18 protein-coding genes are annotated in these 22,414 nt (G+C 59.2%); 17 read left to right on the top strand and 1 reads right to left on the bottom strand.

Annotated elements, in window-relative coordinates; all coding sequences use genetic code 11:
* Nucleotides 1–49 precede the first annotated feature (49 nt).
* From DWB85_RS14460 to DWB85_RS14525, 14 genes are all read left to right on the top strand, one after another.
* Nucleotides 50–1,306, top strand: coding sequence for a CaiB/BaiF CoA transferase family protein (locus tag DWB85_RS14460; RefSeq protein WP_117956039.1), 1,257 nt, complete (start codon nt 50–52; stop codon nt 1,304–1,306).
* A gap of 156 nt (nt 1,307–1,462) precedes the next feature.
* Nucleotides 1,463–2,641, top strand: a complete 1,179-nt coding sequence (locus tag DWB85_RS14465) for an acyl-CoA dehydrogenase family protein (RefSeq protein WP_117956042.1) — start codon at nt 1,463–1,465, stop codon at nt 2,639–2,641.
* A gap of 20 nt (nt 2,642–2,661) precedes the next feature.
* Nucleotides 2,662–3,822, top strand: coding sequence for a CaiB/BaiF CoA transferase family protein (locus tag DWB85_RS14470; RefSeq protein ID WP_117956044.1), 1,161 nt, complete (start codon nt 2,662–2,664; stop codon nt 3,820–3,822).
* Nucleotides 3,823–3,836: 14 nt separating this feature from the next.
* Entirely contained in the window at nt 3,837–4,361 is a 525-nt protein-coding gene (locus DWB85_RS14475) for an FAS1-like dehydratase domain-containing protein (RefSeq protein WP_117956046.1), read from the top strand.
* A complete protein-coding gene (locus DWB85_RS14480; RefSeq protein WP_117956048.1) occupies nt 4,358–4,846 on the top strand; it encodes a hotdog family protein in 489 nt (162 codons plus the stop codon). Before DWB85_RS14475 ends, DWB85_RS14480 begins: the two co-directional genes overlap by 4 nt.
* A gap of 69 nt (nt 4,847–4,915) precedes the next feature.
* Nucleotides 4,916–6,067, top strand: coding sequence for an acyl-CoA dehydrogenase family protein (locus DWB85_RS14485; RefSeq protein WP_117956051.1), 1,152 nt, complete (start codon nt 4,916–4,918; stop codon nt 6,065–6,067).
* A 40-nt stretch (nt 6,068–6,107) separates the two neighbouring features.
* Nucleotides 6,108–6,884 (top strand): DUF2889 domain-containing protein, encoded by a 777-nt coding sequence (locus DWB85_RS14490; protein WP_162846141.1) that lies wholly within the window; start codon nt 6,108–6,110, stop codon nt 6,882–6,884.
* Nucleotides 6,885–6,961: 77 nt separating this feature from the next.
* The gene (locus tag DWB85_RS14495; RefSeq protein WP_162846142.1) at nt 6,962–8,173 is read left to right on the top strand and encodes a CaiB/BaiF CoA transferase family protein; all 1,212 of its coding nucleotides are present in this window, start codon (nt 6,962–6,964) and stop codon (nt 8,171–8,173) included.
* A gap of 43 nt (nt 8,174–8,216) precedes the next feature.
* Entirely contained in the window at nt 8,217–9,437 is a 1,221-nt protein-coding gene (locus DWB85_RS14500; protein WP_117956058.1) for a CaiB/BaiF CoA transferase family protein, read from the top strand.
* Between the two features lie 401 nt (nt 9,438–9,838).
* Nucleotides 9,839–12,154, top strand: coding sequence for a TonB-dependent receptor (locus DWB85_RS14505; RefSeq protein ID WP_162846143.1), 2,316 nt, complete (start codon nt 9,839–9,841; stop codon nt 12,152–12,154).
* A gap of 128 nt (nt 12,155–12,282) precedes the next feature.
* Nucleotides 12,283–13,215 (top strand): TIGR03619 family F420-dependent LLM class oxidoreductase, encoded by a 933-nt coding sequence (locus DWB85_RS14510; protein ID WP_117956063.1) that lies wholly within the window; start codon nt 12,283–12,285, stop codon nt 13,213–13,215.
* Nucleotides 13,216–13,281: 66 nt separating this feature from the next.
* On the top strand, nt 13,282–14,115 hold the full coding sequence (locus DWB85_RS14515; protein WP_117956065.1) for an enoyl-CoA hydratase/isomerase family protein: 834 nt from the start codon (nt 13,282–13,284) through the stop codon (nt 14,113–14,115).
* A gap of 244 nt (nt 14,116–14,359) precedes the next feature.
* Complete coding sequence (locus DWB85_RS14520; RefSeq protein WP_117956067.1) at nt 14,360–16,198, top strand: Na/Pi cotransporter family protein; 1,839 nt, start codon at nt 14,360–14,362, stop codon at nt 16,196–16,198.
* Nucleotides 16,195–16,452 carry a hypothetical protein gene (locus tag DWB85_RS14525; protein WP_117956069.1) on the top strand — a complete coding sequence of 86 codons (258 nt, stop codon included), beginning with the start codon at nt 16,195–16,197 and terminating at the stop codon, nt 16,450–16,452. Before DWB85_RS14520 ends, DWB85_RS14525 begins: the two co-directional genes overlap by 4 nt.
* A gap of 43 nt (nt 16,453–16,495) precedes the next feature.
* On the opposite strand, the gene DWB85_RS14530 is transcribed toward DWB85_RS14525, so the two are convergent.
* Entirely contained in the window at nt 16,496–17,803 is a 1,308-nt protein-coding gene (locus DWB85_RS14530; RefSeq protein WP_117956071.1) for a spinster family MFS transporter, read from the bottom strand.
* A gap of 346 nt (nt 17,804–18,149) precedes the next feature.
* Between DWB85_RS14530 and DWB85_RS14535 the strand changes: the two genes are divergently transcribed.
* From DWB85_RS14535 to DWB85_RS14545, 3 genes are all read left to right on the top strand, one after another.
* Complete coding sequence (locus DWB85_RS14535; protein ID WP_117956073.1) at nt 18,150–18,692, top strand: RNA polymerase sigma factor; 543 nt, start codon at nt 18,150–18,152, stop codon at nt 18,690–18,692.
* Nucleotides 18,689–19,774, top strand: coding sequence for a FecR family protein (locus tag DWB85_RS14540; protein WP_117956075.1), 1,086 nt, complete (start codon nt 18,689–18,691; stop codon nt 19,772–19,774). Before DWB85_RS14535 ends, DWB85_RS14540 begins: the two co-directional genes overlap by 4 nt.
* A gap of 77 nt (nt 19,775–19,851) precedes the next feature.
* Nucleotides 19,852–22,407: a TonB-dependent receptor gene (locus tag DWB85_RS14545; protein WP_117956077.1), complete on the top strand. Its 2,556-nt coding sequence runs from the start codon at nt 19,852–19,854 to the stop codon at nt 22,405–22,407.
* The last annotated feature ends 7 nt before the right edge of the window (nt 22,408–22,414 follow it).

The raw sequence follows: 22,414 nt of genomic DNA on the forward strand, positions 1-22,414 counted from the left end.
CAATGCAGGAGAGCGTTGACGGATAGGCGAACTGAAAGGAACCTCTCGCATGAGTGATTGTCATCCCCCCCTGGCCGACCTGCGAATTATCGAAAGCTCCCTGTTAGGGCCAGCTGCCCTGACCACCTGTTTTGCCGACCTGGGTGCCGAAGTCATCAAGGTGGAATCCCCGGCGGGCGATTATATCCGCGAGATGACCTGGCCCATCATCGAGGGTACCTCGCTGATGCACTACCACCTCAACCGCGGCAAGAAGAGCATGGTGCTCGACCTGAAAACGGAGGAGGGCAGGGAAATCTACAAGGAACTGGTCAAGGACGCCGACGTGGTGGTGGAAACCATGCGCCCCGGCGCCCTGGCCAGGTTGGGCCTCGGTTTTGAGGACCTGAGGAAAGTGAACCCGGAAATTGTGTTCATCAACATATCCGGCTATGGCGCCACCGGTCCCTATCAGCGCATGCCGTCCCACGGGATTGCCTACGACACCTGGGCCGGCGCGGTGACGCCGGCTTATGACGAGGAAGGCTTTTGTTACATCCCCGAACACATTTCAGTGGGGATCGCCGCTGCGCCCTTCTTCGGTGGCCTGGCCATGCTGGCCGGCGTATTGCGGGCGCGTGAAACAGGTGTCGGCTGTGAAATGGAACTGGGGCAGAGTGACGCGGCGGCGTTTTTCGACTGGTACCGCATCGAGAGTCATATGGCGTATGCCCGGCCGGAGGATGTGGTCACCGGCAACAAGGCAGACGGTTACAAGCGGCGGCCGGTGGGCACCGCGGGTATGAAAATGGGCGTCCGTTACCAGCTCTATGAGTCCGCTGATGGCCATGTGCTGTTCATGGCGTCGGAGCAGGCCTTCTGGAAGAACTTCTGCGAAGGCGTGGGGCGTATGGATCTGTTCGAAAAGTGGCCCGGTTCCAGGTACGCCGACCACGCCCCCGGCAATCGCGAACTGCAGGCCGAGTTGCGGGATATCTTCCGGACCAGGACTTCCCAGGAATGGCTGCAATTCAGCTCTGATGTGAATACGCCTATCGCCCCGGTCAATACCTCCGCCAATATCGTCGATGATCCACAGTTCAAGGCCCGCTTCAAAATCCTGCCGCACGAGGAGCACGGCGCCGACATGCTGGCGTTTCCGGTGCACTTTGCCGGCGAGGAGTTGCCGGTGCCGTCCAGGGCGCCCACCGTCGGTCAGCACACCGAAGAGGTACTGCGAGATGTGCTGGGCTATGGCGACAATCGCATTCAGTCCCTCCGGGAGTCCGGCGCCCTGGGCCCGGGCCAGCTAAAGCAGCAAGCCTGAGCCGGGTGCCGCAGAGAGTCGCTACCCGCAGCGGCGGCACTGTCCCTATCTGACATTGTTTCGTCCGCTTGGGACTTGCCTTGCCACTGATAAAGCCTGTGTCACTGGCTAGTATGGATAACAGCCTGGTAATAAATCACTACAGAGATAGATGTCATGAATTTTGAATTTTCTGAAGAAGAGTGCCAGTTCCTGCGCGAGGTCGACGAGTTTCTCGAGGAGAACCGGCATATCGATGTCATGGACGTAACCCGGGAGAACATGGCCCAGGTCTGTGATACACCGGAGCGCCGCGCCTTCATGAAGAAGATAGCGGAAAAGGGCTGGCTGGGTATCACCTGGCCCAAGGAATACGGTGGCCAGGACGGCGAGGGTTTCTACGAATTCCTGTTGAATGAAAAACTGTCATCCGTGGGTGCGTCCCAGATCGGCAAGGGGGTGGGCATTGTCGGCAAGACGCTGATCAATGTCGGCTCGGAGAAACTGAAAAAAGAATTCCTGCCGAAGATCCTCAACGCGGAAATCGAATTTGCCGTCGGCTATTCCGAGCCCAATGCAGGCTCTGACGCGGCGGCCATGCGGCTCAAGGCGGAGCGCAAGGGTGATGGCTGGGTACTGAACGGCCAGAAGATATTTACCACCTCGGCGCACTTTGCCGACTGGTACTGGGTAGGTGCCCGTACCAACCCTGATGTCAAAAAGCATTTCGGCATCTCCCTGTTCCTGGTTCGCATGGACGACCCGGGCCTGACGATTCACCCCATGCCCACGATGGGCGGGGAGCGCACCAACGGTGTATTTTTTGACAATGTATTCGTTCACGACGACTACATGGTGGGGGAGGAGAACAAGGGCTTTCAGTACATCGCCGAGGCGCTGGATATCGAGCGTTTCACCCTGTTCACCATTTCCCCCATCATCGGCCGGGTCAAACTGCTGTGTGACTATGTCAAGCACAACACCAGGGATGGCAAGCCGCTGAAGGACGACCCGGTGGTGCGCCAGCGGGTGGCGCAACTGGCCACCGAGTGCGAGGTGGCGCGCCTGTTGGGTGTGAAGTTTGTCGATGCGGCCATTGCCGGCAAGACGCCCACCTACGAGGCCTCCGCCTACAAATTGTACGCCACCGAGCTGTCACTGCGGGTGGCCAATGCCACCATGGACATACTCGGTCCGGGCGCACAGCTGGCCCTGGGTACCGAGGATGCGCCGGTCAATGGTCGTGCCGAGAGCTGTTACACCTACACGGTGATCGACACCATCGGCGGCGGCTCATCCGAGGTGCAGAAAAACATTATCGCCAAGCGCAAGCTCGGCCTGCCCAAGAACTTCTAGAAATCGCAAAGGTACTGGCAATGGCATTTCTCGAAGGGTTGACGATACTGGATCTGGCTAGTGTGGGCCCGGCGGCCCGCGCCTCGCGTATTCTCGCCGATTACGGCATGAAGGTCATCAAGGTTGCACCGGTGGCCGCGCAGGGCGCAAAGCAGATTGATCCCGTGTATCACGCCTACGGCGCGGGTCGGGGCATGCAAAAGATCCGGGTCGACCTCAAGTCGGAACAGGGCCAGGCGGCGATTTACAAACTCGCGGCCAGTGTCGATGTGGTGATGGAGAGTTACCGCCCCGGTGTGGCAAACCGCCTGGGCGTTGGCTACGAGGACATCAGGCAGCACAATCCCGCGATTGTGTACTGTTCTACCAGCGGTTATGGCCAGGATGGTCCCTATGCGCAATGGGCGGGCCACGATATCAATTACCTGGCCATGGGTGGGTTTCTCGCCTGTAGCGGTACCGACAGTGAAGGCCGCCCGGCCATGCCGGGAGCAACCGTGGCCGATAGCGCAGGCGGCGGTATGCATGCGGCGATGGCCATTATCTCCGCTCTGCTGCATCGTTTTCGCCACGGCGAGGGGGCCTACCTGGATGTCGCGGCAACTGACGGCGTGTTGAGCCTGATGTCACTCTACCTGGACCAGTACACCGCTACCGGCGTCGAGACCAGGCCCAACAGCGCGGTATTGACCGGGGCCTATGCCTGGTACGGTGTCTACCAGGCCAGTGATGGCGGCGCGGTATCGGTGGGTGCCATCGAGCCTCACTTTTTCCGCAACCTCTGCCGTTTGCTGGAACTGGAACAGTTCAACGAGTCCCAGTACGACCTGGCGTTGCAGGAGGAGATGAAAGCCGCGTTCCGGGACAAGTTCCTGACCCGGCCCCGGGATTTCTGGACCCAACTCCTGGCTGACCAGAGTACCTGTGTCGCACCCGTGCTCAGCATTGCCGAAGTCGTCGAAGACCGGCACTTCAGGTCGCGTCATACCTTTATGCAGGCCAGACACCCGACCGAGGGCGCGTTCGCCCAACTGGCCCCGGTGCTGGCCGGTTGTGATCGCCAGCAGCCGGAACATCATGTGCAGGCGGCCGGCGAGACCAATACCGACGAGGTGCTGTCCGCGGCTGGCTTCGCCCAGGAAGAGATCGCAGCGCTGAAAGCCGGCGGCTGCGTCGAGTAGGAGGAGCCATCGTCATGCCAGATGAAATGCCAGACATTCCGCAGCAGGTGCTGGACCTGATCGACAAGCCCCAGTACGAGGAGCACACCGAGTTTGATATCGAGATGGGCTATGTCTACAACACCCTGGCTGCCGTACAGAACGGCAACCCGCTGTACTGGGACAGGGCTGTAGCCGAGGAGCTGGTGGGCGCGCAGATAGCTCCCCCGACCATGCTGTCTGTCTGGTTTCGGCCGCATTACTGGTCACCGGGCTTCGAGGGCGAGCGCACGGCCCTGCAAAGCCACTTCGACCTGAAGCGCATCATGGATCTGCCGGAGGCGATTATCGCCGGCAATGAGAGCATTTTCGGCGAGCCAGTAAAAATGGGCGACAAACTGACAACATTCCAGGTGCTCAGGTCGGTCAGTGAGGTGAAGACAACCCGCGTTGGCACGGGGCGCTTCTGGGTCATAGACGTCGAGTGCTCGAACCAGGATGGCGAGCATGTCGGCACTGATATCTACACCTGTTTCGGATACCGGAGGCCTGCCCAATGACGGCAACAGCAAGCACGGGAATCACCGCAGACCAGGTGTCGGTGGGTGATGAATTGCCGGCGCTGGAAGTACCGGTCACTGCGACGACGGTGGTACTCGGTGCCCTGGCCAGCCGCGACTGGCGTCCCATGCATCACGACCGGGACTTCGCCATCAACAGGAACGGCGTGAAAGACATATTTATCAACACGCCGAACAACGCGGCCTGGTTCGAGCGCTATGTCACAGACTGGGCCGGACCCAAGGGTCGCCTGGGCAGGATGAAGTTCAAGATGAGCAGTTCGGTCTTTCCCGGCGACCTGATGGTGATGTCCGGCACGGTGGAAAATATCAGCACAGATGATAGCGGCTGTTGCTGGCTGGACCTGCAGCTGGCGGTTTCCGTCAGCGGCGAGGTCTCGACCGCCTGCAAGGCCAGGGTGGCCATCCCGGCGGATGCCACTGACAATCCCTGGCAACGCAGGGGTGAGCGATGGCAACCCTAGCGCGCCCGGGTAACGAATGATTTCTCCGTCAACACACACGATATAGAAAATTTCAAAGAGGCATGTTCAATGGATCTCAATTTTACTGAAGAGCAGCACATCCTGCGGGACATGGTGCGCAGCATGGTCGAGGACCACAGTACCACCGGGACTGTCCGCGAGATGGAGCATGATGAAATCGGCATTCCCGCCGGCCTCTGGGCACAGATGAAAGACATGGGCCTGCTCAGCATCATGCTGCCGGAAGAGTACGGCGGCATCGGCCTGGATATGGTCGACTGTGCGCTGATTTACGAGGAACTGGGGCGCGGCCTGGCGCCCGGTCCGCATTTTGTCAGTTCGGTTATCTCGTTGGGGGCTATTGCCCGCGGTGGCAGCGAGGACCAGAAGAGTGAGTTGTTGCCGCAGCTGGGCAGTGGCGAACTGATCGTGGCGCCGGCCTGGTTGGAGCCCGGTAACAGCTTCAGCCCGGAAGGGGTGCAGATGCGCGCCGTGGCCGGGGATAAGGGCTTTACCCTCAATGGCGTCAAGCGCCATGTGTTCTACGCGAAAGCGGCGCACAAGCTGTTGGTGCTGGCGCGAACCGGTGATGCTGTCGACGCAGTGGACCTGTTTCTGGTCGATATCGATGCTCCCGGAGTAGAACTCGAGCAGCAGCAGTCCATGGCCTACGATACCCAGTACAAGGTGACCTTCAACGATGTCACCGTGCCCGCTGCCAATCAGCTCGAGGGCGGCTGGGCCACCTGGCACCAGGTGTTGCTGGACGGCTGTATCCTGCAGGCGGCGTTCGCGGTGGGCGCGGCCCAGAAAGCGCTGGATATCACCGTCCAGTACTCCAAGGAGCGCGAGCAGTTTGACAAGCCCATCGGCTCGTTCCAGGCGCTGGCGCACTATATGGCCGACGCCCAGGTGGAGATTACCGGCGCCCAGGTGCTGGTCTGGGAGGCGGCCTGGGCCCACCGCGAAGGCAAGTCGATCGAACGCCTGGCGCCGATGGCGAAGCTGTTCTGCTGTAATGCCAACCGCGACGCCACGGCCAAGTGTGAACAGATCCACGGTGGCTACGGTTTCACCATGGAATACGATATCCAGCTGTTTTTCCGTCGCGCCAAGCAGCAGCAGATGAACTGGCTGGACTCACGGGCACTGGAGGACCTGATTTCCGCGGATGTGCTGGACAACGCCGAGATCACCATCGCGGACCCGTTCAAGGTGTAGCGTCCCGGCGCTCGCGGCATTGATGAACAGAAGGTTGGTAGTGAAGGTGAGTACTCCGGACGGGGGCTTCGCCTTTGACAATCCCGACTACGGGAACGGTGTCTACCGGCGTCGCATTCGTCTCGTGAATTCGGCCGGGCAGGTGCGCGCCGAACTCGAGGATACCACCCACGCCTTCAGGTTGACCCTGGTGCATGCATTAGCACGGGTCACCGATGTTGTCGCAGAGCCCATTCGCTACCCGTTCAATACCTGCCCGGGCGCTGTCGATCAGCTGCAGCCGCTACTCGGCTGCCACATCGGGGCCGCCGCTGGCGAAAGCCGTCGCCGGTTGGACCCGGGACAGAACTGTACCCATCTGTACGACCTGGCCCTGTTAGCGCTTGCGCATGCGCGGAGGGACGACCGGGAAAGGGTCTACGACATTACTGTACCCGATGAAAAAGGCAGCACCAGCCGGATCAGTGTCGCCCGTGACGGGATTGTGATCCATGCCTGGCAGGTCGATTCCCACTGTGTGGCGAGCCCGCGGGAGTTTGCCGGACAGCCCCTGAAAAAGGGCTTTTATCACTGGGCCTCGGCAGCGTTCTGCGGTGACCGGCTTGAGGCTGCCCAGGTTCTGCAGCGAGGTTATTTCGTGGCGCAGTCCAGGCGCCAGGATTATATGAATGCGGGTGGTCGGCCGGCAACGGCGGACAGAATGCCCGATGGCGCCTGTTACAGCTACAACACCGGTGTTGTGGAGCGAGCTGTGCACACGGCGGGGATGGGGAGGGATTTTAGCAACAGGCAGGATGATCTGCTCAGGTTCATTTGATCTTGCTCGGTCAGGGTGATACAGACCGGCCGTAGCAGGCAGCGTGCATGAAGAGGCAGGAAAGACGAGGAATCAGTATGTCCAGTGGAGCTTTAGATGGCATTAAGGTCGTGGACTTCGGCCAGATGGTTTCGGCCCCCTTCTGCGCCAAATTATTCAGTGATTACGGTGCAGATGTTATCAAGGTGGAACTGCCAGCAGGGGATGCAGCACGCAGAACCGGCCCCTTTCCGCAGGATATACCCCACCTGGAAAAGAGCGGCCTGTTTTTTGTGAACAACAGCAACAAGCGAGGTATCACCTGCGACGTCGCCACCGCGGCGGGGAAAAAGCTCTTTCTGCGCCTGCTCGAGTGGGCCGACGTGCTGATTGAGAATAACCTGCCGCGGCAAATGTTGGATTGGGGCCTGGATTGGGACACCCTCTCCAGCGTGAATGAAAACCTCGTTGTCATCTCTATCACCCCCTTTGGGCAAACGGGGCCCTACAGTGGCTGGAATGCCTACGATCTCAACGCCTATCATCTGTCGGGCGCGAGCAGCCGTTACTGCGGTCGGCCGGGAGAGCCGCCGCTGGAGCACGGGACCTTTTCTGCCGACTACTTTGGCGCTGTAAGCGCTGCCTCCTGGGGGCTGGCCGCCGTTTATGGACGCGAACTGGCGGGTGGTGGGCAGCAACTGGATGTCTCCTGTGCCGAGGCGATCGCCGCCGCATTTGTCGGCGGCCAGAATATTGGCGGTTATGCCCAGGATGGCCGTTTCGACAGCCGCACCGGTGTCGGTATGCCCCAGGGCGCACCGGCGACCATCTTGCCCTGTAAGGATGGTCACGTGTGGATGCTGGCGCTGGAAGTGGGCCAGTGGCAGGGTCTCAAGAAGGTGATGGGTAACCCGGATTGGGCAGATATAGAACTGTTCGATGACATGCTGTCGCGGGCGCAGAATGCCGACCTGATTTACCCGTTCATCGAAGAATGGACCATGCAGCACGACAAAATGGAAATCATGGAAAAGTGCCAGCAGGCGGGCTGCCCCATTACGGCGGTATTTACCGTGGCCGAGGCGGCCGAGCAGCCGCACCTGGCGGCGCGGGACTACTTTGTCGATATCGAACACCCGGAACTGGGCAGGGTGAAAAACCTCGGAGCGCCGTTCAAGTTACCCGCAAGCCCCGGTGGCCCGCTCTCGGCCGCGCCGCTGTTGGGGCAACACAATGCCGAGGTCTATGGCGAGATCCTGGGCTTGAGCGACGATGACATCACGGAGCTCAAGTCCGATGCCATCATCTAGGGTCAACCCAGTTAGTGTGAACAGGCCGTAGGAGGCGACAATCATGGCAAAGGCACTTCCGTTAAAAGGTGTTCGCGTTGTCAATTTCGGCTGGGTCTGGGCCGGCCCTGTGACCGGCCAGACGCTGGCTTTTCTCGGCGCCGAGGTTCTGAAAATCGAATCCCGGGCGCGGGTGGATATGACGCGCAACCTGCCGCCCTATGCCGGCGGTGAACCGGGCTTCAATCGCAGCCTCTCCAATCATGCCTGCTGGGCCGGGAACGGCTCGGTGTCGCTCAACCTGAAGGAGCCGGAAGCAAAACAGCTGGCGTTTGACCTGATTGCTACCGCTGATGTGGTGATAGAGAATTTCGGCCCCGGAGTGATGGAAAGCATGGGGTTTGGCTACGCTGAGCTGCGCAAGGTCAAAGCGGATATCGTGCTTTGTTCGATGCCCGGGGCCGGGCTCTACGGTCCCTTCAGGAATGTTCGCACCTACGGCCTCAGCCTGACTTCCACCACCGGGCTGGACAGCCTGGTGGGCTACAAGAACGGTGGGCCGATACCGGTGGAGAATGCGTATTCAGACCCTTTCGTCGGTATTTTCAGTGCCTTTGCCATTCTTACCGCCCTCAATCACCGTCGCAATAGCGGTGCGGGACAGCACATCGACTTCTCCCAGCAGGAAGCGATCATGCAGATGATTGGCCCGGACTATATGGATTACGTGCTGAACGGTCGCTGCGCCGGGCCGAAAGGCAATGAGCACCCGCTGGCCGCGGCGGCACCCCACGGGGTATTTCCCTGTGCCGGCGATGATCGCTGGATCAGCCTGGCCGTACCCTCGGAAGAGGAATGGCTGGCGCTGAAGGCGGCGATGAACGAACCGGCCTGGGCTAACGAGGAGGCCTTCGCCACCCTGCGCGATCGTCTCGACAACATCGATGAACTGCATGCCCAGGTAGCGCAATGGACTGCCGGGTTCGATGACTATCAGCTGGCGGAAAAACTGCAAGCGCTCGGTGTTGCTGCGGCGCCGGTGCTCAATGTGGCCGATCTGTTCAACAGCCCGCATTACAAAGCCCGGGGCACCTATATAGAGGTGACCCATCCGCTGGGATTCAACGAGACAATCTATGGCGCCTACGTGAAAACCAGCCGCACGGAGGCCGATATCAAACCCGGCCCCTGGCTGGGACAGGACAATGATCGGGTGTTCAAGGGTATTCTCGGCCTGGATGACGAGCGCTACCAAAGCCTGGTGGACAACAAGGTAATCTACTAGGGCCAACCCAGTTAGTGTTAACAGGCCCTGGCTTACAGCGGCGCTCCAGCAATGCCGGCGACCGGCAATCGGGGCGTTTTATCCCTGTTTTTTTATACGGTATTCCGTTCGCCATTTTTCCGTGGAAAAGTCGCTGGCAAAGCTGTTCCTGACAGTCGTTCCTCTTGTCCTCCTCTCATACAGCTTTGTCCCTTATTGAAACTGGCTATTAAGCCGCATGGACGCAACTCGCTTTAGACTGGGAACCGTAACACATGGGCCTGTGACTGCTGCGCGACAGCACACAGGCTCGCGCAATGTCAGCCGCTTGTCGGCGCCGTGAAAGCCACTTGCAGGATAAGAGTAATTGAGGGAGACACCGGATGATCAAGCCAGAACCAGCAGAACAAGCAACCAACTCAGTGCTGTTTGCACGTACAAGGCCATACCTGGCGACCGCTATCGTATTGGGCAGTATGGTATCCGGGATAACGCCGGTTGCGGCTGAGGAACGCGCCACCGCGCTGGAAGAGGTAATCGTTACCGCGCGGCGCCGCGCCGAGAGCCTGCAGGACGTGCCGGTATCGGTAACCGCATTCAGCGCGGCGGAAATTGAGGCCATTGGCATTACCAATGTGGGCGACATCAGCCAGTTGACGCCCAACCTGATTATCCAGCCCAATACCAGTGGTAATGACGGTGTGTTGATCTGTATGCGCGGCCTGTGCCGCACCGATTACACCATCACCGAGGACCCCATGGTGGGTATCTATCTCGACGGGGTTTATGTCGGCAAATCCATCGGCTCTCTGTTTGATCTTGCCGAGCTGGAGCGGGTGGAAGTGCTGCGCGGACCGCAGGGTACCCTGTACGGCAAGAATACCCTGGGTGGCGCGGTGTTGTTGCATACCCGCAAGCCAAGTGGCGACTGGGGCGGGACCGCGACTTTCACCGGCGGCAATTATGACCGCAGGGATGCCAAGGGCTATCTGGAGTTCCCGATTACCGACGACCTGGCGGGCAGTGTCTCTTATCTCTACAGAAGCCGTGACCCCTATGTGGAGAACAGCCTGGGTGGTGATCGCTGGAGCGAGGATAACCAGGCCGTCCGTGCGGCCCTGCGCTGGGAAGCAGCCGATACGGTGACCATTGATTACGCACTGGACTGGCAGGAGAAAGACGAGCTGCCCCTGGCGCCGCAGATTTCCTCCGCCAGCGGCTCAGTCTGCCTGACTGAAGCGGGTATTATCTGCTGGGGACTGGGCGACCTGTTTGGCGATGATGTCCGTGAGGACTATGCCGACAAGGTCCATACCTACAGTCCCTCCCACAGCAAAGTCGATTTGCTCTCCCACTCACTGACCATGGACTTTGGCCTGAGCGACCGCGGGGCGTTCCAGGACATGGCGTTCAAGTCGATCACTGCGTACCGCGATGTAGACAGTGACGTGCTCAACAACAACACCGGCGCGAGCAGCGCCTACCTGATTTCCAAGGATGCCTTCGACTACCAGTCCGTAAGCCAGGAGTTCCAGTTAAGCGGTGGTTTCAGCGACGGCTTTGGTGAATTCGTACTGGGCGCCTTCTATTTCAATGAAGACGGGGAATATACCAATGACCAGGAGATCAACGCATTCCAGTCGCATGCGGTCAGTACCACGGAAGTCGACAATACCAGCTGGGCACTGTTCACCGAAGTTACCCTGAATGTGACCGATAAATTCGCGGTGACCGGGGGCGTGCGCTATACCGATGAAGAGCGCGAGGCGGGCCGCACCGCCACCGACCTGAATTCCGGCTTCACTTTCTTCGACACCTATAATCAGACCTATGGCGGCTTCCCGGCCGACTACGACACCAGGATTGATGCGACCAATACCTCGCCACGCCTGTCGCTGTCCTATCATTTCACCGATGATATGATGACATTCTTTACCTATGCCAAAGGCTTCAAGAGCGGCGGTTTCAATGCCCGCAGCTTTACCCCCCTGCAGTGGGGGCCGTATGACGACATGGAGACAGACAGCTATGAACTCGGCGCCAAGTCCATGTGGTGGCAAAACCGGCTGCAGGTGAATGTCACCGGTTTCTACCAGGAACTGACCGATATGCAGGCCCAGGTGAATGCTATCGATCCCAACGGGCAGGTCGGTTTTTCCGCCGTTATCCAGAACGCTGCTGAAGCGACCGTCATCGGGGCGGAGGTGGAAGTGATCGCCCAGCTCACTGAAGGCCTGAACATCAATGCCGGCTATGGATATACCGATGCCGAATATGACGAATTCGAATCCTTCGACCCGCTCACCGGTATTATCACCGACATTTCCGACGACCGGGCCTTCGAGTTCACGCCCAAAGACAGCTACCACATCTCCCTGGACTACGCATTTCCGCAGTTTTTCGACAATGGCCGCCTGTACGCCCGCCTAGATTGGGCGGGCCAGGGCAAGATTCACGTGACGCCGAAAATAAGCGGCAACCAGGATCTCGTCCAGGAGAGCTATGACCTGATCAATGCGCGCCTGACCTACGGCGATATCGCTCTCGGTGACGGCACCCTGATGGTGTCTCTGTGGGGCAACAATCTCACCGATGAAGCCTACAAGATCGGCGGCTATGAAATCGATGCCGGCGACCCGGCGTTTGGCGGCATTGGCCGCACGGGTATCAGCCAGTGGGGTGAACCGAGGACATACGGACTGGATGTTACCTATCGCTTCGGTACCCTGGGCAACTGATCAGCGTGAAATTCCGGGGGCGGCGCCCGCGCATCGTCGCCCCGCTTTTTTCCTGAATTTCACAATCATCATGCGATGCTCACAGGTGTATTTGTGACATCGGCAACAGCATTAACGGGAAGGCTACTATGAAACCACTGAAATTTGCCCTGGCAACACCCGGTCTCCTCAATTATCCCGCGGCCATGGCTCCCTGGGAGAAAACGGCGAAGGGTGGCGAAGTGCTCAGGTTCGCCAAGGCTGCAGACAAACAGAAGTGGCAGTGGTTGACGGTGCCGGAACATGTGTTCATGCCGGAAGACATGTGCGAAATGATGGGCAGCCGGTTCCCCGAGGGAGTCGCTGCCTGTGCCGTCCTCGCCGGCGCCACCGAACGCATCCACCTGCTCACCTACGTCCTGGTTCTGCCGTACCGCAATCCACTCATGTTGGCGAAGCAGATTGCTTCCATCGAGTTTATTGCCGGTGGACGCTTTACCCTGGGAACTGCGCCTGGACACCTGGAAAAGGAGTTTGACGCTCTCAATATCCCGTTCAAGGCGAGGGGCAAAATTACCGACGAGTACCTGCAGGTGCTGAAAGAGTGCTGGACTTCAGACCGGCCCAAGTACTCCGGCTACTATACGCAGTTCGATCATATCGTGATGGACCCCAAGCCGGTGCAGAAACCCCATCCGCCGATATTCATCGGCGGCAATACCAAGGTGGCCATGCGCCGCGCGGCTGAGCATGGTGATGGCTGGATACCCTGGCTGATCACCCGCGACAAGCTGGCGGAGTGCATAAAGTACCTGCAGGACCAGCCAGGGTTCGAAGAGAAGAAAGACCGCTTCGAGATCGTCATGCCCACCACCGAGTACCAGGTGGAGGACTACTCTCACAAGGAAACGGCTGACACCAGGATCGAGTCTGGACGCGATGAAATCATGCGCGACCTGGAACTACTGCAGAAAGCCGGCGCCACCGTCGCCCAGGTCATGCCGCCGAGAGTGGAGAGTTTCGAGCAGTGCCTTGATTGGCTGGCATGGTTTGATGAAGATGTCATTCCAAACTTCATCTGAGATCGCGATACAGATGCCACGGTAGCCAGCCTTCAGGCGGCCAGAAAATCATACGGGGAAGAGCGCATGAGTGAACAAGACGAGCTGATTCTGTTTCGAATCGAAGACAGTGTGGGCATCATCACCCTGAACCGGCCTGACAAACTCAACGCGGTGAGCTGGGAGCTCGCCGCGGAACTGTCCAAGCTGCTGGTTTCCCTGCGTTATGAGGATGAGGTGCGCGCAATCCTGATTCACGGCGCCGGCCGGGCGTTTTGCGCTGGTGGTGACGTGGACTTTATTTCCGGGGACAGTGAGCGACCGATGCCGGGTACTTCCGATCCATCGCGTCCGATTCCGCGGTCCCAGCGCAAGACACCGGGGGGGCCTTTTTTCGAGGTCTGCCGCCAGCTGATCCAGGTAGACAAGCCGGTCATCGCCGCGATTCACGGCCCGGCAGTAGGGGCGGGGCTGGCCTATGCCCTGGCCTGTGACCGCCGCTTCGGCGACACCACCACTAAAATGGCCGCCATTTTTACCAACATCGGCGTGGCGCCCGACTGCGGCATGTCCTACTTTCTGCCAAAGATAGTCGGCCTGCCCAATGCGCTGATGATGGTGGAGACGGCAAAAACGTTCAAGGCGGAACAGTGTAAGGAGCTGGGCCTGCTGGACGAACTGGTGGCGGAGGGCGAGGCCTATAAGGAAGCGCTGTCCTATGCCAAGTCACTCGCCGGCCGCGCCAGCGTCGCCGTGGATATGGCGCGACGTATGATCCACATGTCAGCCCAGGGCGCGACCCTGGAAGAAATTCTTGACTACGAGGGCATAGCGGGGGTCATAGTCGCTTCCTCGAACGATGCCAAAGAGGGCACTGCTTCATTCCTCGAAAAGCGCAAACCGGTTTACCGGGGCAATTGAACGCGCCGCTGAATTCGCAGACCGCCGGGCAGGGCGCTGCCCAGCGCCAACCGTTCCCCTCGGCCGCGACCGTCGCCGGCGCCAATTATCTCTTCTTCGCCCCCGCTACTATCGCGGTCGCCGTTTAATTGTAATAATTCCGTGACAACAATCGCCAGTTGTCGCACCGGGGCAGTCCGCGGGTCGGGTCCGGTCGTTACTGGCAGCGCATGGGAATCGCCATTCTCCCGGACCACCGAAGCCGATGCTTGGACGCATATTCCTACCGACGATTTTCCTGGTCCTGGCCTATGGCTTCTGGACCAGTAGCAATTTCAAGGACATCGCCGCCGGCGTGGCCCTGTTCCTGTTCGGCATGCTCTGTATGGAGCAGGGCTTCAAGGCCTTCAGCGGCGGCACCCTGCAGCGCCTGCTGAGCGCCAGCACCGATCGCCTGTGGAAGAGCCTCAGCTTCGGCGTGGTCAGTACCACCCTGATGCAGTCCTCCTCCCTGGTCTCGGTCATCACCATTTCTTTCCTCAGCGCCGAGATTATCGGCCTGGCCCAGGGCATCGGCATCATCTTCGGCGCCAACCTGGGTACCACGACCGGCGCCTGGATCGTCGCCGGCTTTGGCCTGAAGGTGAATATATCCGCCTACGCCATGCCCATCCTGGTGTTTGGCGTGCTGTTCCTGATGCAGTCCTCGGCCCGTATCAAGGGTCTGGGCTGGATCCTGGTGGGAATCGGCTTCCTGTTCCTGGGCATTCATTTCATGAAGGAGGGATTTTCCGCCTACGCCGACCAGATCGACCTGACCCGCTACGCCCTCCCTGGCATAGCGGGCCTGCTGGCGTTCACCCTCATCGGCATTCTTGCCACGGTCGTCATGCAGTCCAGCCATGCGACCCTGACCCTGACGATTACCGCCCTGGCGGCCGGCCAGGTGACCTACGACAACGCGCTGGCGCTGGCCATTGGCGGTAATGTTGGCACCACCATCACCGCTCTGCTGGGCTCTATCAGCGCCAATATTTCCGGCAAGCGGCTGGCCGCTGCCCATGTGATATTCAACGTGGTAACGGGCGTGCTGGCCCTGGTGTTTATCCAGCCGCTGTTGCAGGTGGTGGAGTACCTCAGCGAGGCAGTGGGTATTGCCGCCGATGACTACACCCTTAAACTGGCCGTATTCCATTCCCTGTTCAACGTGATCGGGGTGATGATTATGGTGCCGCTGCTGCCCCGGCTGGTGCGCTTCCTCGAGCAGCACCTGCAGGGACCGCCGATGGCTGGCGATCAGCCCCGTTACCTGAGCAAGGCGTCTCTGGAGTTGCCGGAGATCGCCAGTCAGGCTGTCTACAAGGAGACCCTGCACCTGCTGGACAATGCCTTCAGCCTGATCGCCCACGGGGTGGACCTGCGGCGCAGCCTGATTTTCAGTGAGGTGGACATGCAGCCATTGCTCGAGCGCACGCCGGAACAGATCGAAATTGACCTGGATAGGCAGTACGCCCTGATGATCAAGGACATCTACAGTGCCAATATCGAGTTCATCAGCCGGGCTCAGGCCGCGGCGCCTGCTGAGTACTCGGATCAGTACTCCAACCTGCGCCGGGCCAACATGGACACTGTCGCCGCCATCAAGGCCACCAAGCACCTGCGCAAGAACCTGCAGGTCTATTCCCGGGACCGGAATCCGGACCTGCGCCGGGAGTACAACCGTTTCCGGATCCGGGTGGGTGGGGTGCTCCGGGAGCTCGGGGCCTTGCGCGAGACGGACGATCCGGTTGTCATACTGCTGTCACTCGACCAGATTAAAGTCGCGAGCCTGGATGCCGCCAACTTTGCGTCGGCCACGGTTGACAAGCTGATCAGGGAGCGGACCATCACCTCCAAGATGGCCACCTCGCTGATCAACGACGGCGCCTACACCCGGGAACTGGTGGCGCGCCTGATCGAGGTTGTCGATGCCCTGGCGCGAGCCAGCATGCCCCCGGGTGAGGTGCTGGGTGAGGAGATGTCACTGCAGATTGAGGAAATCGCCGATATTGCGAGAAGGCTGGACGGCGGCGCCCTGGCGGCCGAAGGGGAGGATGAGTTGTGAAGTCGAAAAAGCTGCTGGGGAAGCTCAACAGATTGATCGGGATCGGCGAAAACGCTGATAAAGACGAGATCAAAAAGCTCCGCAAGGTACTCAGGGCCCTCAAAGAGAAACAGGAAAAGCTGGAAAGCAAGCTGGAGGAGACGGAAGACGAGCATGAACGTCGCAAGATCTTGCAGCAGCTGGAGGTCATTCGCCACCAGCGCCACAAGGGGATCAAGGTCTACCAGTCGATCAAGAAGGGGCGCGATACCTGAGGGCACCGCGAAGATGAATGTTACACGTTGTCATCTTTGCCCTTCAGTCCTCATCGCGCCGTGCCAGGTCAGCGGCCAGGGTTTTCGATGCCTGCCAGAACAGCAGGCTGGCCAGGCCTCCAACCAGGCCAATGACCAGTATCGAGTAGCGAATGGCCTGCTCACCGTAGAGCGGCCCAAACACATAGTCGTTCAACAAGCCAACCACCAGCGGCCCCAACCCGGCGCCGACCATGTTCACCACAAACAGCAGGATGGCCGAGGCAGTCGCGCGCATCCGCACCCGTACCAGACTCTGCACCATGGCATGCATGGGGCCAACGTAAGCGGCACCCAGGAAATAGAAGGGAATGAAGCTGAGGATAGCGAGTCGGGTGTCGGTGATCAGGGCGAAGGCGGCGATAAAGGGGATGCACAGAAAAGACTCCAGCGCCGGCAGTCGCATGTACCACGCTTGATCGCGCCCGCCGAGCCGGTCTGCCAGCCTGCCGCCCAGGAAGACTCCTGAGCAGCCGGCGACGGCAATAATCCAGCCCATGGTGATGCCAATCTCGGACCAGTTCATGCCGTGTACCCTGCTCAGGAAGGGGGCGCCCCAGGTGATAACCCCGAATCCGGATAGGGACTGCAATGCCGAGCCCAGCACGATAAGCATAAAAGATCGCCGCGACACCAGGAAGCGCAGCACCTCGCCCAATGAGGCGTGCTCGATGTTGACCTCATTGCTCTCTGCACTGCCTCGCGGCACTTCCCGCACGGTGAACCAGACCAGCAGTGACAGGGCAACTCCGGGTAGCCCCACGGCATAAAAGGCGGTGCGCCAGCCATAGTGCTCGACCAGGTAGCCGCCGATGGGAAAGGCCAGGGCGGCACCGATATACACGCCCCAGGAGTATATCGCCAGCGCCGTTGCCCGCTTTTCCAGCGGAAAGTAATCCGATAGCAGGGAGTGTGACGGCGGCGTGGCGCCTGCCTCACCCACACCAACCAGTACCCGGATGATGGCCAGTTGGGTAAAGCTCCTGGCCAGGCCGGAGGCAGCGGTCATCAGACTCCACAGGGCGATGGCGACGGTGATAATGAACCGTCGGGAACCGCGATCTGCCCAGCGTGCGATGGGGATACCCACGAGGGTGTAAAAGAAGACAAACGCGAAGCCAGACAGAAAGCCCATAGCGGTGTCCGAAACACCAAACTCCGCCTTGATGGGGTCTATCAGCACCGCCATGATCTGCCTGTCGATAAAATTGAATATGTAGACGATCGACAGCAGTACCAGCACATAGTACGAGTAAACGCTGGTGGGCTCACCGGGTGCCTGTTGTTGCGGAGCTTCTCCGGATCTGCTCATGCCTGGGATTCCTGAAGGCTGTGGTTATAGGGTCATGCCGACACATATGCCGCGATCTTCCACGCCATTGCTGTTCGGGGACGCAGAGCGTGCAAGCGCAAGTAATGGTATACCCACAGGCGCGATGTTGCCGCCGTAGTAAATGCATAGTTGGTCAAACTGAATTCGATTGTGGCCAGACGGTGCCGGGCCACTTGCCGCTGTTTAAGAGGCGGCCTTAATGTTGGACAGGCGCTGCAACACGGCATACTGGCAAGGCATATTTCTTGCGAGTGACTGCCAACCAGTTGCGCGATGGCACATTTAGTGGACGGTAACGGTATTGTGACCCGGTGAGGAATGCGAAATGACACGCGAAATCAGCAAGTTGCATGGGCGTCTGCAGCGCTACGTGTCGCGCTTCTGCAAAACCAGAGAGGACGCCGAGGATATTACCCAGGAGGCATTTCTGCGGGTGCTGGAAGCTGGCTCCAAAGGCGATATACGGCATCCGCAGGCATACCTGTACCGCACGGCACGGAATCTTTCGCTGAATATGCTGGCGAGCAAGTCACATCAGTTGTCCAGCTATATTGAGGATTTACCGGATACAACTGTCATAGAAGATGGTGTGCCACTGGATAGCCAGATTAGTCATGAACAACGCTTCGAGTTATTTTGCCACGCGGCCCTCGATCTTCCGGAACGGTGCCGAGAAGTGCTGATATTGCGCAAAGTTTACGGACTGTCGCAAAAACAGGTTGCGGAGCGGCTTGATATAAGTATCAGTACGGTGGAAAAACACCTGGCAAAGGCCCTCGCACGCTGCGCTGCATACATGCAGCGTGTAGAGACGGGCGGATATGACCATCATGCAGAAACCAGCGTCTCAGGGCGCACACGGCAATGAAAAATATCCTGGCTTTTCCGCGCGGTCAGCTGCAGCTTCGTCGGGAAGCCGCCGCCTGGCTGGTGCGGCTTGACGGCGATGATGTCTCCGGGCAGGAGCTGTCTGAATTGCGCGAATGGCTGGACCAGGATCCCCGGCATGTCGAGGAGCTGGTGGAAATGGCCCGCTTATGGGACGCCATGGACTGCATGGCCGTCATTGCGGAGATGCTACCCGCCGGCGCTGCAAGACCACCTGACACCTCCCGCGGTCGCTTGTTTGGGGTCGGTTCAGTTGCAGCGATGGCAAGCGCGCTAGCGGCGGTTGCGCTGCTTGCAGTGTTCCTGACCGGCTCCCTCACTGCTCCCGAACTTCACCACCAGAGCGAACCCCAGGAACTGGTATACCGTACAGGGGTTGGCGAGCAGTCCGAGATCACTCTGCGGGATGGGTCGGTACTGGTGCTCAATACCAGCAGCGAGGTCCGGGTGAGTTACCGGGCGGACGAGCGCCTGGTTTTGCTTACCGGCGGGGAGGCCTATTTTACGGTGGCTAAAAACCGGGATGCTCCTTTTGTCGTGCATGCCGGACGTGCCCGTGTCCGGGCACTAGGCACTGCCTTCAGCGTACGCCTGGTCAGGCAGCACATAGAGGTGCTGGTGGACGAGGGGAGGGTCCAGGTCGGGACCGCGCGACCGCAGGCACTCGCATCAGGGGACTCTTCGGCGCAACCAGCTACTGCCCACACCCCCGACGCCGTCACGCTCGGCGCGGGAGGCAGGATCGCTTACGACAGCGTACTGGGCGAGCCCGATTACTTGCCAGGTGAGAGTTTGCAGCGGGCACTGGCCTGGCGCAGCGGAAAACTGCAGTTCGCCGGCGAACCCCTGAGCACAGTGGTGGACGAGGTCTCACGCTATACCGATCAACGCATAGAGATAGTCGATTCTTCAATAGCCGACCTGCGCATTGGTGGTTATTTCGATATCGGCGAAATCGACGGCTTCCTGGCTGCTCTGGAGGGCGGATTCGGGGTCTCTGTAGTCAGGCTGAATGACGACATTGTCCAGTTATCCGCACTGGACGCCAGTGCCGATCAGTGAGGGCTGCAGTTACCGGCTGCCCGGCCCTGCCCTATCTCTCGAATTGAATTTATTTCCAGTCACAGTAGCGGGTTTTGATGTCTGAACGGTCTCTAGTATTGACGGGCCTGAACAGGGCGCCTGAAAAACTCTGCGGTAAGCCGCAGCGTGGTTGCCGTGCGGCCATGCTTGTGGCCGGTCCAGGGTTCCTTCTGTGCGCACTGACAGTAGCTCTTCTGGGGATGGGAAACGCCTGGGGCAGTGAGCGGGAAGTTAGTTTCGAGATACCGCCATGCAGTGCCCATAAAGCGTTAAACCTGTTTGCGATGCAGGCGGATATCCAGATTCTCTACCCCTTTGACCTGGTCGAAGGGCTTGAGCTTAAGGGGCTGACGGGGCGGCACACTGTCGCCAGGGGTTTGGAATTGCTCGTTGCAGGTACATGCCTGGAAGTGGACGCTACGGAAGACGGGCATCTGATGCTAAAAAAAAACGGAAACACTCGGGGAATATTGTTCATGCGAGAAAAAAAGTGTAACAGGACAGGCGTGTTCACGGCCTTGTTGGCGAGCCTCTCTGCGTTCGTGGCCAATGCTGAAGAAGCACCCTCGCAACAGCGGGCGACAGTGCTGGAGGAAGTGCTGGTAACTGCGCAAAAGCGGGAGCAGTCGCTGCAGGATACGCCAATTGCCATCACCGCATTCAGTGCTAACGCTCTGGATGTACAGCGTATAACCAATGTTATGGATTTGGCAAACAAGGTGCCTTCGGTCTCCCTGGTGCCCTGGGCAGGGTCGAGGGTGGCGCCCAACCTCTTTATCCGAGGCATGGGCAACCTTAATACCCAGTCGGTCAATGACATGGCAACGGGTATATATCTAGACGGTGTACCGGTAGGGCGCGGCATCGGGCTTGCGACTGACTTCGCAGACCTGCAGCGGGTCGAAGTGCTGCGCGGGCCGCAAGGCACTTTGTGGGGGCGCAATACCACGGCCGGGGCGATCAGTTTTATCACTAAGAAACCGCATGACCAGCTGGCGGGCACCTTCAGGCTAACAGCGGGTAATTGGGACAAGCGCGGGGGTGAGGCCACAATCAATGCCCCGCTTACGGATAATCTCTATGCGCGGGTGGGCTACATTCGCAGGGAAAACGATGGCTGGGTGGAGAACAATTCAGATCTCCGCAGTCAAGTCAACTTCAATGAGGACAGGGATAAAGAGGCGTTTAAGGTCGCGATGCGTTGGGAGCCGACCGAGGTGCTGACGCTGGATTACGGATACGATGATTCTTCGATGACTTACGGCAACCATTTCTACCAGGTGGTAGAGGGCCCATCGGCCGTGTCGGGCCGCCAGGAAAAAGTCACGTTGAACAACGGCATGGGGCCGAGCGAGGCGGAGATTTCCGGTCACAACCTCACGTTGACCTGGGATGCCGGTGCCATCACTGTGAAGTCCATCACTGCCTACCGCGACCTGGACAGTGTAATTGACATGAACTTCATTGATGTCTTCACTCAGGATCGCTCGATGGAGCAGGACCAATGGTCACAGGAGCTGCAGTTCCTGGGTAGTGTGCTGGATGACAGGCTGCAATATGTGACTGGCTTTTTCTACATTGAGGAGGAGGCGGATGAATACCTGCTGTCCAGTTTTGCCGGCGGCCTGCTGGTAGACGAGTGGGATCTTGATGCGGAGTCAACCTCCGCGGCCATATTCGGGCAGGCAACCTGGACGCCACCGATACTGGAAGATCGACTGGATGTCACCCTGGGCTTGCGTTACACGGAGGATTCACGAAAAGTCAGCAAGCTCTATAGCAACCCTCAATTCACCCCGGATATCACCGGGCTGCGGCTGGAGGGCGACAAGGATTTCGATTCGACGGATCCGATGCTGACGCTGGCTTACAGATTTTCGGATACGGTAAATGGATACGCCAAGTACTCTACCGGGTACAGGGCAGGGGGCTTCAATGCTCAGAGTACACCTGATTTCTTCAGTGCGGGCTTCGATCAGGAAGAGGTTGATGCCTATGAGATTGGCCTGAAGTCGGGCTTCCTGGATAACCGGGCGCGACTTGATGTGGCGCTGTTTTACAACGAATACGAAGACCTGCAGGTCGACCAGGCGCGAACACCCCCGGTCTTCGTCGACACGCTCAACGCGGGAGAAGTGACCATTCAGGGGCTGGAAATCGAGGGTTCGGCCGTTGTGACCACCGGGCTGAGTGTGAATTTCTACTACGCCTACCTGGATGCGGAATACGATTCCTACATTGACGGCGGTGTGGAACTGGCGGATGTCAGGCATGTGCCCAACGCCCCGGACTGGCAGATTGGGGCAGGGATGGTCTATGAGTTCCCGCCGCTGGCACTTGGCGAGCTGGTACTGAACATCGACTATCGCGCGCAGGATGGTTTCTATGCCGGGCCGAAGAGAGAGACTCGCTGTCCGGACTATGAGCTGTGGAATGCACGCCTGGAACTCGGAGCTATTCCGCTGGTAAACAGGGGAAATCTGAAGCTCGCGGTGTGGAGCCAGAATTTCGCGGATGAGGAGTACCGCCTGTCAACCACCAATCTGGGCACGATTAGCGCGCAATTTGGCCCGCCTCGCTCAAGCGGTATCGATCTGGTCTATGAATTCTGAGCGAGCT

It is taken from the genome of Seongchinamella sediminis, assembly GCF_003457605.1.
Classification (GTDB): domain Bacteria; phylum Pseudomonadota; class Gammaproteobacteria; order Pseudomonadales; family Halieaceae; genus Halioglobus; species Halioglobus sediminis.

What these genes read in the sequence shown, in the direction of transcription:
- DWB85_RS14460 (WP_117956039.1), top strand. Translation starts at nt 50, where the DNA reads ATGAGTGATTGTCATCCCCCCCTGGCCGACCTGCGAATTATCGAAAGC.
- DWB85_RS14465 (WP_117956042.1), top strand. Translation starts at nt 1,463, where the DNA reads ATGAATTTTGAATTTTCTGAAGAAGAGTGCCAGTTCCTGCGCGAGGTC.
- DWB85_RS14470 (WP_117956044.1), top strand. Translation starts at nt 2,662, where the DNA reads ATGGCATTTCTCGAAGGGTTGACGATACTGGATCTGGCTAGTGTGGGC.
- DWB85_RS14475 (WP_117956046.1), top strand. Translation starts at nt 3,837, where the DNA reads ATGCCAGATGAAATGCCAGACATTCCGCAGCAGGTGCTGGACCTGATC.
- DWB85_RS14480 (WP_117956048.1), top strand. Translation starts at nt 4,358, where the DNA reads ATGACGGCAACAGCAAGCACGGGAATCACCGCAGACCAGGTGTCGGTG.
- DWB85_RS14485 (WP_117956051.1), top strand. Translation starts at nt 4,916, where the DNA reads ATGGATCTCAATTTTACTGAAGAGCAGCACATCCTGCGGGACATGGTG.
- DWB85_RS14495 (WP_162846142.1), top strand. Translation starts at nt 6,962, where the DNA reads ATGTCCAGTGGAGCTTTAGATGGCATTAAGGTCGTGGACTTCGGCCAG.
- DWB85_RS14500 (WP_117956058.1), top strand. Translation starts at nt 8,217, where the DNA reads ATGGCAAAGGCACTTCCGTTAAAAGGTGTTCGCGTTGTCAATTTCGGC.
- DWB85_RS14510 (WP_117956063.1), top strand. Translation starts at nt 12,283, where the DNA reads ATGAAACCACTGAAATTTGCCCTGGCAACACCCGGTCTCCTCAATTAT.
- DWB85_RS14515 (WP_117956065.1), top strand. Translation starts at nt 13,282, where the DNA reads ATGAGTGAACAAGACGAGCTGATTCTGTTTCGAATCGAAGACAGTGTG.
- DWB85_RS14520 (WP_117956067.1), top strand. Translation starts at nt 14,360, where the DNA reads ATGCTTGGACGCATATTCCTACCGACGATTTTCCTGGTCCTGGCCTAT.
- DWB85_RS14530 (WP_117956071.1), bottom strand. Translation starts at nt 17,803, where the DNA reads ATGAGCAGATCCGGAGAAGCTCCGCAACAACAGGCACCCGGTGAGCCC.
- DWB85_RS14535 (WP_117956073.1), top strand. Translation starts at nt 18,150, where the DNA reads ATGACACGCGAAATCAGCAAGTTGCATGGGCGTCTGCAGCGCTACGTG.
- DWB85_RS14540 (WP_117956075.1), top strand. Translation starts at nt 18,689, where the DNA reads ATGAAAAATATCCTGGCTTTTCCGCGCGGTCAGCTGCAGCTTCGTCGG.
- DWB85_RS14545 (WP_117956077.1), top strand. Translation starts at nt 19,852, where the DNA reads ATGTCTGAACGGTCTCTAGTATTGACGGGCCTGAACAGGGCGCCTGAA.